We start from the raw sequence: 14021 nt of genomic DNA, 5'->3' as shown, positions 1-14021 counted from the left end.
GCTCAAGACCAGCGTAGGTGTCTGAGCGAACCCTGGAAGGATCGGCTGGCGCAAACTGAGCATCGTCCCGCAACTCGGAGGGCGTTGGCGCATTCAGATCAACAAATGGCTCAAGACCAGCGTAGGTGTCTGAGCGAACCCTGGAAGGATCGGCTGGCGCAAACTGAGCATCCTCGCGCAACTCGGACGGCGGTGGCGCATTCAGATCAACAAATGGCTCAAGCCTGCCCTTAGCATTTGACGCGGGCCTGGATGGTGATCCTGGTTCTTGCAGCTGTTCACTCAACCAAACCCAAGCTCCAGCGCTTAGGCTGGCCGGCGTTGAGGGAAGATCCCGCGAAGAGCCGGAAAACCGATCGCCCTGCGCGGCCGGCGAGCTCGGCTGCTCAGGGCCTGGCAGCCCCAGCTCTCGGTTCGCCTCGACGAGTTTCAAGTAGCTGCGAAGATGCGACAGATCGGGACCGTGTACTCTGCCTCCAGTCCATTGGAATGCTACTACGTCATTGTCGAGGGATACCTGCTGCCTGCTGGAGCCGTTTAGCCGCCCGATGATGCTCCCTTTGCCATTTCCTCTCAGCCACGCACTCAGCGCACGAAGACGCCTCGCCCGCTGTTGCGCGGACTGCCTCAGCTTCGCAGTCGGAGTTTTAAGATCTTTCAGAGCTTGGCTCAGCGCGCCCTCGATGAGGGGCGCATCTTCTGGATGAGGAACTAGGCGACGGGGGGCACCGAGGACGCGGGGTTCGGGTGCTTCGACTTCTTGCCCCCCACGCAGCAGCCGCCGGAGAACGTCCACAGCCGACCTAATGCGGTTCTGGGGGTCACGGCCCAAGCTCCTGTACTTCGCTATTTCCTCATCGAGCGATGAACCGTCTCGCAGCCGAGAAGCTACAGGGCCCCGATGACTTGCGTTAACCCAGCGGACAAAAGTCCCAAGTCCGGAAACATTGTTGTTGATGGCCCCTGGGGTAAGCTTGCGCCTCTCGGCGTGCACGCGAAACCTCGTCAAGAGTTCCGCGTCTTCGGCCGGAAGCTGCTCGCCGATCAGCTCGTCCGGCGACGACGCCGGAGCTTGTCTCTGCGCTGGTGACGTCGCCAGTTGATGGGATGGGATCTGCATCAGCGGCCGCTCAACCGCGTCGCCCTGCGGAGGCGGCGAGGGGCTGGGTCCGTCCATCGTCTCTAAAGGCAGATCCTGCTGGTTCGCAGGCAGAATCTTCGGCCAGCTGACAGCTCCGTTCGACCCGCTGTGCTGCGCAGCCGCGGAGAGGGTCGGCTTCATCTCGGCGCGAACCGCGTCTTCGAGATCAGGCAGGGGGCGAATATGACGCAGGAGTTCGATCGCTGTAGCACCCGCCGGCGACTTCAGGAGATGAGCCAGTGCGGCTCCGGCTTTACTGCGGCCATGGGGGTCCACCTCCTTATACCGATTGACATCTTTATCCAGCGAGCCGTGGCCAAGCCGAGCAGCAATGCCGGGCTTATCGTTTTCACGGAGGTAATCACTGAAATCGATAAGAAGAGTTGCATAGCTCCTGGCGGTGTTGGCGGTGCTTGGGGGTGCTTCTTCCTTGTACCTTTTGATGAGATCCGCATCCTGGGGATAGGGATTCCGCTCAACCCGGCTTGCAAACGGCGTGATGCCGCCCGGCGATTGGGAGGCTCGAAGATAATCCAGTGGGGCAGCGATGGCCTGCTCCTCCTTCTCGGCGAACTCCTGGGCATCCTTGTCCAGCGACTTGTCGTAAAGCCGGGAAGCAATGCCCGGCTTGTCGTTCTTCACGAGCCAATGCCCCAAGCTGAAAAGACCACGTAGATTGCGACCGACCGTGCTCTCGGAGGCCCCAGCTTTGATGAGTGCCGGCCTCAGCCCCTCAATAAGAGAGGCATCTTCGCAATAAACAGGATCTAGGCTGCTACCTGCGAAAACCAATTTTGCATGGCCGGGCGGTAGCGCCGAGGCATTCAGCATCGTTCCACCGCCTTGACTGTGCGGAGGCGGCGTAGATGGGTGCCCGCTCGACCGCATGATGGGAATCTGCTCGCCTGGCATGAGGATGTTGCGGTAACGCTCATCCGTTAGCTCGTCGTCCTGATGGCGCCAGTTCACGGGATGAGGGGACTCTGTAGGATTCAATGCCGGGCCATGCCGCGGTGGCTGAAGACACGACGATGCACCGGCCTCGTCGACCGTCCCATAGAATAAATCTCGATCATCCCCCTCAGCGAGTGCCGCTGGCCAACTGAAGGCGGGCTGCGACGCGCCCTGCTTAGCCGCGGCCTCAATGCCCCCTGCCCGGGCAATGATTGACGCGACTCCGCCCGGCGACTGAGAGGCGCGGAGACGATCTAGTGCGGTAAGAACGAGGTGCCTGCGACCTTGATCGAAGATCGCAGCGTCGCTGCTGAGCGATTCGTCGTTAAGCCGAGCAGCCACTCCCGGCTCGTTTTTTGCAAAGAGCCACTGGCTGAATCTGCGAAGAGGACGAACATAATTCGTCTTAACGGTGATCTCCTCGTACCCAGCCTTAACGAGTGCTTCTTGAAGTCCGGAAATCAAGGGCGCGTCTTCGGGATGAAAAGGCGGACCGTTGAGTTTTCTCGCTCCATTACGCAGATGATCAAGTGCCGCGCCGATACTTTTGTTACCCCCGGCGTCCTTGTAGCGCTTGATCTCTTCATTGAGCGGTTCGTCCTCGTTCCATTTCTCGTCCTGAAGCCGAGCAGCAATGCCAGGCTTGTTGTTTGCACGAAGGTAGTGGCTGAAATCCGTGAGAATGGATGCATAGGTTTTGGCGGTACTTGAAGTTCCGGCCGCCACCGCTTGCTGTCTGTATTCTTTGATGAGAAGTCCATCCCTGGGATAAGGAGTGAGGTCAGGGCGGCCTGCGATCGGTACGACTCCCCCCGTCAATTGAGAGGTCCGCAGACGAGCTAGTGCCCAACGGACGTTCGCCGTCCCACCTTTGGTTATGAACTCCTCGACATCCTTGTCCATCGACTCGTCATGAAGCCGATCAGCAATGCCCGGCTTGTCCTTTGCAAAGAGCCAGCGGCTCAAGCTGAGCAGATAACCGACGTAGCTCGTGGCGGTGCTCTCGGCAGCTCCCAGGAGCGCCTGCTTAAGGCCGGAAACAAGGCGCGCATCCTTAGCATAAAGCGGCTCCTTGCTGCGACCTACCAAGACCCAATTTGACTGAGCGGTCTGGAGCGCTGCGGCGCCCAGCACCGCCTCATCCGTTCCGGCATTCGCCTCAGATCGCGATGCCTCCGCTTGATGGGCGCGGACCTGCATGAGCACGGGAGCAGACGGGACAGCGATCTCGCTCAGCTGCTGCTCAAAGGCCGCCGCATCTGTGGACGGAGCCGGTGAGCTCTCTTGCGGGCCCGCAGTGCCCGATTGTTGACGCACCCAGTTGGTGGATTCGAACTTCATTCGTTCTCACTTTCGGACTATAGGCCAATTTGAAGCCTGAGGTCGGTTGTGATTTGCCACGGAATCGACTCGGCAGCATCGAACCCAGCAGAAAACTATCGTGAACGCCCAAAATGCCGCGTCGAAGCACTCCGACCGGGCGCTCCAGTATTCTTGCAGCGATCGCCAGCTATGATCGCCTCTGGAAACCCTGCTCTATGTGCGATATCTGTCGAGAACCTGACGCGGAGCCGCCGACTTCCTGCAGCGGACACGCAGACTGCCCCCATGGCCGGAAATCGATAAGGAACCTCCCGAAGAACGGTTCTGTGGGCGTTCTTGAGCCTTCTTGTATGATCGTGCCCCGCAGCGTGGTGTAGCTGAGTGCGGGTGCCGGCATGGGCCTGGATCGGTCAGTGGCGATAGCCGGAAGGCTCACGGCGGGATCATCGCCCAACGGGGCGATGGTTCCCAGTGTCATGTAGCGTCGACGCTCGACGCCCCGCCCGTCATTCTGCTCGAACAGGATTGCGCCGACCAGACGGGTGATGGCGTCCTCATTGGGAAAGATGCCGACCACTTCGGTCCGCCGCTTGATCTCGCCGTTGACGAAGCCGGCGCACGCTAGCCTCCCCCCGCAGCGTCGCTGCGGTAGCGGCTGGTCGAGGTCTGGTAGTACTGCGCGCGGATGGCCGCCATGGCCTCGATCAACGCTCCCCAGGGCGCGGGAAAGCGTTCTTTCGCCATCACCCGGTCCAGCATGCGCGTAAGGCCGGCCAGCTCGTCGTTGAGGAACTCCACCACAGGCATAGCCGGATAGCGCTGCAGCAGGAGAATCGCCGCGTTGTAGGCCTCGCCGGCCGACCTGTCCTTGTCGCGTCCATGCAGGTCGTTCTGCAGGCGCCCTATCGCGGAGATGAGCCGCAGGACCTGGCGAAACGCCGGACGCGCGCGCAAGGTCGCCATGTCCAGCCCCCACAGCAACGACAGGCAACAGAGCACGTTCGCGTAGGCGATCGAATCGATGCCGTTGTGCAAGTACTCGGTGTAAGACCAGCGTTCCGCCCCCGCCGCTTGCGCGTGCCCGGCGCGCAGCGCTGCGCAGTAGCACCGGGTATCGTCGAGAAGCTGAGCATAGTCGCGACGATCGTAGGCGAGCGCGGCCAGCGAAGCGCGCAGCACAGCGCAGCCCTCGAATCCGGGAAGCGCGCACGGCACGCCCTGCCCCAGCGCCTGCTCTACCGCGGCGAGCTGCTCCGGCGCGATCAAGCCAAGATCGTTGCAATCGTCGAGCCAGAACAGCAGCGCCAGTTCGCGATAGAATGCCACGATCAGCGTTTCGTCCTGCGGATCGCGGCCGGTGCGGGCGCTGGTGTCGCGCAGGCTCAGGTGGATGCTCTGCAGGATGTACTGGCCACCCCTGACCGCTTCCACGGCATGCTCGTCGGCGAATCCGGTCAGGGAACGCCCCCACTCCAGCACCTGCTGCAGCGCGCGTTCGGTCTGGATCATGGCGTCGCTTCCGCTCCCTCGGCCGGGACGCGCCGCCCCCAACGAAGCGCCAGCCACAACCCGGCGAGTTCGGCGACGCGCACGACCCGTGTGGGGCAATACAATTCCTTGCCGATCCACAGCGGCGTCTGCGGCAATGCATGCGCCGCATGGCGGGCGAGCATCCACTCCCGCGCACGCGCCACCGCCTGCGCGATGCGCCGGCGCCCTGTCGGCTCTTCGCTCCCGTCCATCACGTGCAACGTGAACAGCGCATAGGCGGTTTCCTCGAACGTGGACGCGCGACCCGCGCCCCAGCCGCCATCGTCGCGCTGCGCCAGCAGCAGCGCCGCCAGCGCGCGCTCATCGCGCCACTGGCGCTTGCCTTGGGCCAGCGCAGCGACCGCATGCGCGGTGGGATACAGCCACGAAACGTGCCATTTTTCGTTGTCCCACAGACCGTTCGGGTTGCGATTGGCCTCGACGTAGGCGCTGGTGCCGACGGCGGGCTTTCCCAACAGTCGCAACGCATGCAGGGCATGGATGTTGGTCGACACGGAGGCATTGCGCTCGCCGGGGAAGGTGACGAACAGCTCGCCGATTTCGAATTGGCGCAACGCATCGACCGCCGGGTCGCGGCCTGCAAGGCGCAGGACGCACAACGCAACGGCGGTGTCGTCCGCATCGGCCGCAAAGTGCAAGGCCGGGCCCAGACCGCGCACGCCCAGGCGGGCGTCGAGCTGCGCGACGATCACGCGCACCGCCTCGGCGAGCGCGGGATGCGCGAACAGCCCGGCCAGATGCAGGGTGTACAGCGACCAGCATGGCTCGAACACATTGATCGGCCAGACATTGGGAATGACACCTTCGATGCCGCTGCGCGTCGCCCGCGATGCCATCTGCAAATACTCATCGGCGCGCCCGAGCTGCGGCGTGCTCGCCTGTGTCACGGCGTACGCACGCCACGCGGCGGTGGCCGCCGGACTGATGCCGATGCTGCCGTCGTCATCCGGGAATGCGGTGGTCGGCGACGTCCCCCAGGCTTCCCAGGAGTGCAGCAATGGATGGCCGCTCGGCAACGTTGCCACAGTCCCCAGCTTGACCATGCACGCTTGCCGCAACGGCAACAGCGCCGGGTGGCGCGGAAACGCCACGTCGCCCAGCAAGGATGCGGCCTCGCCGCAAAGCTGCGGCAGGATCAGCTCCGCGCCGATGGGCGCATCTTCCGGCACCGCATGCGCGTAGGGATCGGGCTGGCGCTGGAGGAACTGGGTTGCAGCCTGGACTGCGTCTGCAACGCCGGGAAGAGAATCGGCGCGCTGCAATGCCAGCAACGCCGCCCACGTGGGCGCATGGCGGAACCGCGAGAAGTCCGCGCTTCCCCAACCGCCGTCGGCCTGTTGCTGCGCGAGGAGCCACGCGTATGCGTCCTGCCGACCGGTGACGTTGCCGTGGAACCACAGCGCTCGCGCCGTATCGTAGACGGACGGACCGACGCGGCCACCATCGCTCATCTCGCTCAGCAGGCGGCGCAATTCGGAAAGAATCTGTTCGGACAGCGCATTCACGCGGGATGTTCCTTCTGCAAACGATTGACGGGAACCAGAATCGGGCAGACGCCGCGCACGTCGCCGCAGGCCCGTCGCGGTCCGGCGCCTCAGCAGCGCCGGACGGCCGCATAGGCTTGCGCGCCGCGCGCCACGTGCGCCGCGGCAATGCTGGCCAACCGCTGCGATCAGCGGCGCGAACTCGGGACACAGTGCAGCATGCACCGCTGCCGCCGGCCGATCGCAACGCCACGGGGGCGCCTCCATGCGGACGGGCGCGCTCATGCGGATGGCGCATGCTTGAACAGATACGCGTTGGTCCGCTGTAGGATTTGCGCCAACCGCTCCGTACGCGGCCCCAGCGGCGCGATAGCCTCCCCGCTATCGCGCAACAGATCCAGCGCGAACTGGCGTGCTGCCTGCAGCCCCATGAACGACGCGCAGGTCGGCTTCTGCGCCGCCTCGTCCTTGCCGGGGGTCTTGCCCAGCGCCGCGGTATCCGCTGTCACGTCGAGAATGTCGTCGATCACCTGCAGCGCCAGGCCGAAACAAGCGCTGTAATGATCGAGCGCACAGTACAGCGCAGCGTGCGCGGCATCATCCGCGACTGCGCATAGCGCGCCCATGCGAACGGACGCGCGCACTAGCGCTCCGCTCTTCATCCGGTGCATCGCCACGATCCTGTCCAGCTCGACGTGCTTTCCAACCAGCGACAGATCCATGGCCTGCCCGCCTGCGGCACCCTCGGCGGACACCGCCTGCGCCAATTCGCGCACGAGCGCGATACGGTTGTCGCCCGGCGCATCCAGGCTCGCCAGGGTCAGGAAGGCGTGCGCCTGCAGCGCATCGCCGACCAGGATCGCAGTCGCTTCGCCGAACTTGACGTGCACGGTCGGACGGCCGCGGCGAAGCACGTCGTCGTCCATCGCGGGCAGATCGTCGTGAACCAGGGTACAGGCGTGCATCATCTCGATGGCGGCGGCGACGTTGTCGAGCATGTGCGCCGGTGTGTCGGCCAATGCGCCGGCAGCCAGACAGAGCAAGGCGCGGGTACGTTTCCCGCCATGCAAGGTGGCGTAGCGCATCGCCGCCATCAGCTCGGTCTCACCGTCATGTTCGGCGCAGAGAAGACGCGCCAGCTCCAGTTCGACCCGCTTTGCGCCGTCCTGCATCCAGATCTCGGGGAGCAGCAAGCCGGATGCGCCGCGCGCCTGCGTGCCCGATCCGCCGGGCGCGGAATCATCAGTTCTGTCGTCCTGTGGCCTGGAACCGGTCTGCATGTTGTTTTTGTCCTTGACAGGAGACCGCCACGGCGAGCCCCGCCGCCAGGGTGTTGTCGGCGTCGCACCGAGTGCAGCAATGCTGCGCGTCGCCGGCGCCGTTGGCTCGCCACAGGGGCATGCGATGCCAGCTCATGAGAATCCGATGCGGATCGTCATGGACGGATGTGCGGTCGGGTAATAGCGCCGGCCTTTTTCGACGCCGCTTAGCAACCGCGGCCGCACCCCGGCCTCGTGCATGGTCAGCGCCAAGGCGATACAGAACTGCACCAGTTCCAGCCATGCCAGGTGGTAGCCCATGCAGACGTGTGGGCCGGTACCGAACTGCAGCATGTCCACCGGCCGGATCGGCTCGGTGCGTTGCAGCCACCGCGCCAGCCGAAACTGATCAGGCGCCTCGTGCAGCAGCGCCGAGGTGGAGAAATGCAGCAGTGGGATGCACAGATCGGTGCCCGCGGGAATGCGCCGTTGGCCGAGTCTTAATTCACGCAGTGCGCGACGCACTAGGAGCGGCGTCGCCGGATACACGCGCAGCGTCTCGCGGAACATCGCCTCGGCGACCGGACACTGCGCCAGGTCCGCGTGCCGGGTCGGCACCGTGCCCACGCGTTGCGCCTCCTCGACCAGGGTGTCCCACAGCCCAGGCTGCCGCGCCAGCTCGATCACCATCCAGGCCATCGTCGAGGCGGTGGTGTCGTGACCACCAAGCAGCAGCAAGCGGATATTGGCGACCAGGACGTCATCGGAAAGCGCATCGTCGCTGCGATCGAAGGCGCTCACCATGTCGTTGATCAACCCGGTGCGCGAGGCATGTTCGCGCGCGGCGCGGACGAACTCGCGCAACCGCGCATCGATCCAGTCACGGGCGGCGCGGCCGCGCCGCAAGGGCAGTCCGGGCAGGTCGACCGGGGGCGCGACGATCAACTGCAGCAGTTGCTGGTACTTGCGACGCCATCCCGGCAGGTCCTGCGCGGGGATTCCCATGAGACTGAAGATCAGCTTAAGCATCAGATCGCCGGTTTCGCGCAAGATGGTTACGTCGCCGCGGTCGCGCCACCTCTGCACGCGCGCCCGGATGACGGGCGCGAACAGCTCGCCGATGCCGGCCTGGGTCAGCCCCTTGGGCAGAAGCGCCGCCTGGATCGCATCGCGCGCCTGCCGGTGCGCGATGCCGTCCTGGGTAACCAACGTTCCGCCAAACAATTCGGGCGCGATGTCTTCGATCAGCGCCGAGGATACGTCCTTGTGCCGGAGCAGTGCGAGAGCATCCGGATCCAGACTGGTCATCAGGTGTCCGGCAGGGCCGAAATCCAGCCAGAAGTGGTTGCCCAGCCTCCGTTCCGCGCGCCGCAGCAGGCGCGGCAGGTCGCAGACGACGGCGGGAAGATGACCGACCAAGGGGAAAGCGCCGGGCACGACCGGGATGTCGTGCCGTAGCCGATGCCGACGGTTCAGCGGGTTGAGCATCATGTCCATCAGCAGCGCGGCGACGTGTCCGCTTCGGCGGTCTCGCCGGAAGGCCGCGCGGCGCGGCTGTTGCCACCGTCGGCGTACGTCGGCACATGCGCCAGCATGCCGCCGTCGATGCACACGACCTGGCCGGTGATGAACGCAGCATCGTCGGAGAGCAGGAACGCCACCAGCGCAGCCACATCGTCGGGGCGGCCGACGCGCGGCAGGAGCTGGTGCCGCCGCAGATGCCGTTGCGTGCACTCGTCCAACTTGGCGAGGAGACGATCGGTCATGATGAGACCCGGTGCAACCGCGTTGCAGCGGATCTGCGCATGACCGTACTGGGTGGCGAGCGAGGCGGACAGCATGTTCATCGCCGCCTTCGACGCGGCGTAGGACGTCTGCGCGGTGTCACCGCTGAGCCCCTGGCACGACGACGTGTTGACGATCGCGCCACCACCGCGGCCGATCATCCGTGGGATGGCCTGCCGGCAGCAGAGCAACGTGCCGCGCAGATTGGTCGCCATTGTCTGATCCCAGACCGCCAGGTCCAGGTCGAGGATCCCGCGGTCGCGCGGAGTCAGATGCACCAGCAGGTCGCCCCCACCGAAGTGGCGCTCCGCCGTTTCGAACAGCGCTGCCACCGCGTGCGCATCGGCGATGTCTGTGGCCGAGGCCAGCGCGCGGTCCGCTTCGGATGCAATTTGCGCAGTGCAGGCGATGGCCGCCGAGCCATCAATGTCGGCGACCACCACTCTGCCTCCCTCGCGCGCGATAGCGACGGCGCATGCCTTGCCGATGCCTGCGCCGGTCACCACGGCCACCTTGTCTGCAAACCGTCCCATCGTGTCCTCCTGGATGGCATTGGTCTCTCGCGGCATGGCGCTCGGCCCTCCGCTGGAGAAGGCGCAGGGTCGGCACCGGCGCGCTCGCCATCGCCAGCGTCGCTTTCGATGACCCGAATGGCGGCGACCGGGCACTGGCTCGCCGCGAGCCTCACGGCGGCGTGCAGCGCCTGCGGGACCGTCGCCACGCACACTTCGGCCACGCCGTCTGGTTCGCGCTGGCGAAAGGTGCCCGGCAGCGTCAGCACGCACTGCCCGCTGGTTCCGCACAGGTCCTGGTCGACCACGACGCGCATCTCAGCTCCCCCGCGCATGCAGCCGCACCGGCAGCGCGCGGAACGTCCGAAGGAACGCGGAGGGCTCCCGGGTCGGCTGCTCGGCCAAGGCCAGCGTGGGGAAGCGCGCCTGGATTCGCGGCAGGCTCTCGGCTAACTGCACCCGGACTAGTTGCGCACCGAGGCAGAAGTGAATGCCGTGGCCGAAGCTCAGCATGATCTTCCCGTCGGTCGACATGCCAGGACTGGTACCGTAGAACCGCGCGGGATCGAAGCGGTCGGGATCGGCGAAGGCGTCGGGATCGCGATTGCCGGCCGCGATCAGCATGCGCACGTCCGCGCTCTTCGGGATCACCATGCCGCCCAGTTCGATGTCGCGCTGGGCGATACGCGGAATGGAGCTGAACATGACGGGCGCGTCGCAGCGCAGGACTTCTTCGACGAATGCCTTCACCCCCACGGCGTCTTTGTGTAGCCAGTGCCGCTGTTCGGGATACGCGAGCATCGCCAGGACCGCATGGTCGATGGTCGCAGCAGTGGTGGCGAAGCTGCCCAGCAGCATGCCCCACAGCATGCTGATCAACTCCGCATCCGACAGCATGTCGGCATCATCGTCATGTGCGCCGACCAGCATCGACACGATGTCGTGGCGCGGGTCGGTGCGCTTACGCTGTATGAGGCAGCCGAAGTAGGTCTGCACCCTGGCGCTGGCCGCGTCCGCCGCGGTGAGCTGGGGATCGCTGGCACGCGGGCGCAGGCCTTCCAGAATGGCACCGATGCCGGCGGCGAGCCCGAACATGTCGTCATGGGGCATGCCAAACAGTTCGGCGAAGACCAGCATGGGCAACGCCAGTGCGAATTCCCGATGCAGGTCCACCGCCTCCCCGCGCTCCAGCGCGGGCGCCATGCCGTCCAGGCGCGCGGCGACGATGCGCGCGATGCCTGGCCGCAGGTTGTCGATCTGGCCCATGGTGAAATCGCGCGAGATCAGCCGGCGCAGACGCGTATGCGTCGGTGGGTCCTTCATCGCCAGCGAGGACGCCAGCAGATTGAGCGACAGGCTGGTCGCCGCACGCGGGAAATAGCGCGCCAGTTCGTCCGGCGCCGGAGCCCGAAACGCATCGCCCGTGGCCTTGAGCGCCCAATAGATGTCGGCGTGGCGGCTCAACAGAAAGAGGCCCGACGCCGCGCGATGCACCGGATCGTGCTCGCGCAACCAGCGCATGAACGGATACGGGTCGTGCATGCACGCTGGCGACGCTAGTTCAGCGAATGCGTCCCCGCATGTTGCCGTGGTTTCTTGCACGTCCATCCTGGTTACCTGTTGGCTGGCTGATCGGCGCGCGCCATGCGCGCCGGCAAATTGCGGAGAAGATCGCGATTCCCGGGGGCGTCCACCACATCACCAGAGCACCGGCAACTCCTCGAATCCGCCAGGATGATCTCCTTGCGCAACTTCAGTTCTTCAGGCGCCACGGTCAGACGGAGCGCGGAAAAGCGCTGGAAGATCGAACCGAACACCGCCTTGAGCTCCAGCTTGACCAGCGCCAGCGCCGTGTCCGTCCCGAAGACCATCGCACTGCGATTGGTGATGATGCGTGAACAGAGCAAATCGCGTGCCGAAGTGAATTCGCAGGCCCAGCAGGCACTCCGTAGCGGCGCGTAGTGTCAGGTTTCTGGCGTTGAGTCTCAATACCGACAATCGGCGCAGCAAGTGCCGACAAAGGCCCGCTCTCGCACTGAATGTGCGGGGCAGCCCTTGCGCGACATTTCAAGCATCCGGATTGGCTGCAGCAGGTGTGGTTCGCCGGAAACCACTCCGATGTCAGCGGTAGCTATCCGGAAAACGAAGCCCGCCTCTTTGACATCTCGTTGGGTTGGATGGCGCATGCGGCCGAGAACTTTACCGACGGCAAGACGCCCGACGGCTTCGGCATCGAGGTCGACGATAGATTCCTGACGCTGGATCCGGATCCGCTTGGTCCGTAGCACGACGAGTGCGAACCCGGTCGCTTGCGGGGGCAAGTCAAGTGGACGGAAGGGTTCCGTCAAGTGCAGAGCTAGGCTGTCCTTCATCCGGCGGCACTTGAGCGCTTCGCCGCGAAGTGGGGCGTGCAGCAAATACTAGGAATAGGGTGCCTATACGTCAAACACCCTCATGGTCTAGCGCGCGCTGGCGCTACGCGCATTGTGTTCCTTGTAATGCCGATCATCTTTGGCGCGCTTGCAAGTTGGGAAATCTTAAAAGGCGACAACAAGTACGAATACCTCACGGCCACCACGGCGCTGGTCGCCGGCATCGTGCCGGCGGTTTACGCGGCGTTGAAGCTGGATGAGCATCTGCCGACGGCCGTGCGGCTAGCTGGTGAATACAAGAACCTGGAGACCTTTTCGGGGACCTCGCCGCAATAGGCCCTCACAAGCCATCCGACGTGTTCGAGGCCGAATACAAGGAAACCCGGACTCGATTAGAATGCCAAGAACGAGGCGTTTACTCCACCCGAGTGGTGCTTCAAGCGCGCGTCTTTCACCATCTGGTGGCGCCAATTCGCCGGCGAAGCCAGGATGCGCACTCATAACACAGCCCCCTGCGCTCCAGCATGGCTCGAGTGGGTCGCGGCGCGTTCATGACCAGGATCCGAGAGGAGAGAGCGAACGGATTCGGCTCGATCACCTCGATTGAGTCGATTTGCAACGCGCCGATGGCGACGCATGCTGCTTCCACGCAGGATGGTTCGGCTACGGCTCCTCAGGCAAATCAATCCAAATATCCGCGGGACCTTCCAGGAGCGTATCCTGATCGGGAACGTAGATGCTATCAAAGACCCTGAGGCCATGAGCCATTGCCGCACCAATGATTATGAAAGGGAGCTTGACCTGCTCCAGATCTTCGAAGCTATCAGCGTCTACGATCCGAACGAAATCGAGTTTAAACTGTCGGAATGTGATCAGAGGTGCGGCTGATGCTATCAGATCCTTGATGCAGGACGTCCCTTTAGCGATCTCTTTCCTCAAATGGTTCAGTGCCATGAAGAGGCACGAAAGCTCATCGAGCTCAGAGCGGCTAAAGCGTCGTAGCCGCGACGAAATCGGGACTCCGTTCCTATATCTCACCGTCGGCACAAATCGTATTTCGCAGTCAAGAAGCAGGTCTGCGACGGCGCGCTTTACCAAGATCGCCTGACCGATATCTTTCAAGCCAAAATAGCTGCGAGTGGGGCGTGCATAGCAGATCCAGCGGATGGAACCGGTAACAGCTTCCTTCAAGTGTTCCTCGGGCCCGTCCAGACGCAGATCATAGTCGTCTTGCGTTAGAAACGTTCGATAGCCCGCCGGAAACATCTCGGCATCGCTGGACGAAAGCACGGCGGTTGCTCCCGCGCGTAGCGCAAGCCCAATGTCGTCGTCCAGATTGAACTCGTAGCTAACACCGGGTTCAAATTGGCTCTTGTTCGGGTAGACCGTGACGATTGCAACGTCATTCTCAATTGCCGCCCTTCTGATGAGTTCTGCATGGCCGCGGTGCAGAGCGCCCAAAGTGTGCACCGTGCCAATCGTCTGGCCTGTTCTCGCGACCTCCCGGAGGAAGGCCCTGCCTGCTGAAAGGGAATCTAGATGCATGTGACTTGATCCAGTTCTTCTGAACACAAGGACGGCCTTGTCCCATCGCTCAGACTACGGAAGACTTGGCCTGAGCGCCGCATCGACCGCGCACG

At 64.0% G+C, this 14021-nt stretch carries 9 protein-coding genes and 4 pseudogenes; 2 read left to right on the top strand and 11 right to left on the bottom strand.

What is annotated here, in order from left to right:
* From IF803_RS25760 to IF803_RS25715, 10 genes and pseudogenes are all read right to left on the bottom strand, one after another.
* Window positions 1–3436 (bottom strand): annotated as a pseudogene (locus IF803_RS25760) (hypothetical protein); the annotation flags it as partial.
* 397 nt (window positions 3437–3833) lie between these two features.
* Window positions 3834–4025 (bottom strand): annotated as a pseudogene (locus IF803_RS25755) (transposase); the annotation flags it as partial.
* A gap of 14 nt (window positions 4026–4039) precedes the next feature.
* Window positions 4040–4927 carry a terpene synthase family protein gene (locus IF803_RS25750; RefSeq protein WP_168858883.1) on the bottom strand — a complete coding sequence of 296 codons (888 nt, stop codon included), beginning with the start codon at window positions 4925–4927 and terminating at the stop codon, window positions 4040–4042.
* Window positions 4924–6474, bottom strand: coding sequence for a hypothetical protein (locus IF803_RS25745; RefSeq protein WP_168858884.1), 1551 nt, complete (start codon window positions 6472–6474; stop codon window positions 4924–4926). Before IF803_RS25745 ends, IF803_RS25750 begins: the two co-directional genes overlap by 4 nt.
* 260 nt (window positions 6475–6734) lie before the next feature.
* Window positions 6735–7733: a polyprenyl synthetase family protein gene (locus IF803_RS25740; RefSeq protein ID WP_259245107.1), complete on the bottom strand. Its 999-nt coding sequence runs from the start codon at window positions 7731–7733 to the stop codon at window positions 6735–6737.
* Window positions 7734–7865: 132 nt separating this feature from the next.
* The gene (locus IF803_RS25735; protein ID WP_018270011.1) at window positions 7866–9209 is read right to left on the bottom strand and encodes a cytochrome P450; all 1344 of its coding nucleotides are present in this window, start codon (window positions 9207–9209) and stop codon (window positions 7866–7868) included.
* Window positions 9209–10030 (bottom strand): SDR family oxidoreductase, encoded by an 822-nt coding sequence (locus IF803_RS25730; protein ID WP_461193935.1) that lies wholly within the window; start codon window positions 10028–10030, stop codon window positions 9209–9211. Before IF803_RS25730 ends, IF803_RS25735 begins: the two co-directional genes overlap by 1 nt.
* Before the next feature lie 7 nt (window positions 10031–10037).
* Window positions 10038–10326, bottom strand: a pseudogene (locus IF803_RS25725) (ferredoxin); the annotation flags it as partial.
* Between the two features lies 1 nt (window position 10327).
* Complete coding sequence (locus IF803_RS25720; protein ID WP_461193934.1) at window positions 10328–11617, bottom strand: cytochrome P450; 1290 nt, start codon at window positions 11615–11617, stop codon at window positions 10328–10330.
* A gap of 90 nt (window positions 11618–11707) precedes the next feature.
* Window positions 11708–11853: pseudogene (locus IF803_RS25715) on the bottom strand (cytochrome P450); the annotation flags it as partial.
* Window positions 11854–12102: 249 nt separating this feature from the next.
* On the opposite strand from IF803_RS25715, the gene IF803_RS25710 reads away from it, so the two are divergent.
* Window positions 12103–12294: a phospholipase effector Tle1 domain-containing protein gene (locus tag IF803_RS25710; protein ID WP_240537164.1), complete on the top strand. Its 192-nt coding sequence runs from the start codon at window positions 12103–12105 to the stop codon at window positions 12292–12294.
* Window positions 12295–12507: 213 nt separating this feature from the next.
* Entirely contained in the window at window positions 12508–12717 is a 210-nt protein-coding gene (locus tag IF803_RS25705) for a hypothetical protein (RefSeq protein ID WP_097671449.1), read from the top strand.
* Between the two features lie 327 nt (window positions 12718–13044).
* Here the strand turns inward: IF803_RS25705 and IF803_RS25700 are convergent, their stop codons facing one another.
* On the bottom strand, window positions 13045–13926 hold the full coding sequence (locus IF803_RS25700; protein ID WP_129964856.1) for a pantoate--beta-alanine ligase: 882 nt from the start codon (window positions 13924–13926) through the stop codon (window positions 13045–13047).
* Between the last annotated feature and the right edge of the window lie 95 nt (window positions 13927–14021).

Source organism: Bradyrhizobium sp. UFLA06-06, from assembly GCF_054820065.1.
The sequence above is the reverse complement of the archived record's forward strand: the minus strand, read 5'-3'. Positions and strand labels throughout refer to the sequence as shown.

What these genes read in the sequence shown, in the direction of transcription:
- IF803_RS25750 (WP_168858883.1), bottom strand. Translation starts at nt 4,927, where the DNA reads ATGATCCAGACCGAACGCGCGCTGCAGCAGGTGCTGGAGTGGGGGCGT.
- IF803_RS25740 (WP_259245107.1), bottom strand. Translation starts at nt 7,733, where the DNA reads ATGCAGACCGGTTCCAGGCCACAGGACGACAGAACTGATGATTCCGCG.
- IF803_RS25735 (WP_018270011.1), bottom strand. Translation starts at nt 9,209, where the DNA reads ATGGACATGATGCTCAACCCGCTGAACCGTCGGCATCGGCTACGGCAC.
- IF803_RS25730 (WP_461193935.1), bottom strand. Translation starts at nt 10,030, where the DNA reads ATGGGACGGTTTGCAGACAAGGTGGCCGTGGTGACCGGCGCAGGCATC.
- IF803_RS25720 (WP_461193934.1), bottom strand. Translation starts at nt 11,617, where the DNA reads ATGGACGTGCAAGAAACCACGGCAACATGCGGGGACGCATTCGCTGAA.
- IF803_RS25705 (WP_097671449.1), top strand. Translation starts at nt 12,508, where the DNA reads ATGCCGATCATCTTTGGCGCGCTTGCAAGTTGGGAAATCTTAAAAGGC.
- IF803_RS25700 (WP_129964856.1), bottom strand. Translation starts at nt 13,926, where the DNA reads ATGCATCTAGATTCCCTTTCAGCAGGCAGGGCCTTCCTCCGGGAGGTC.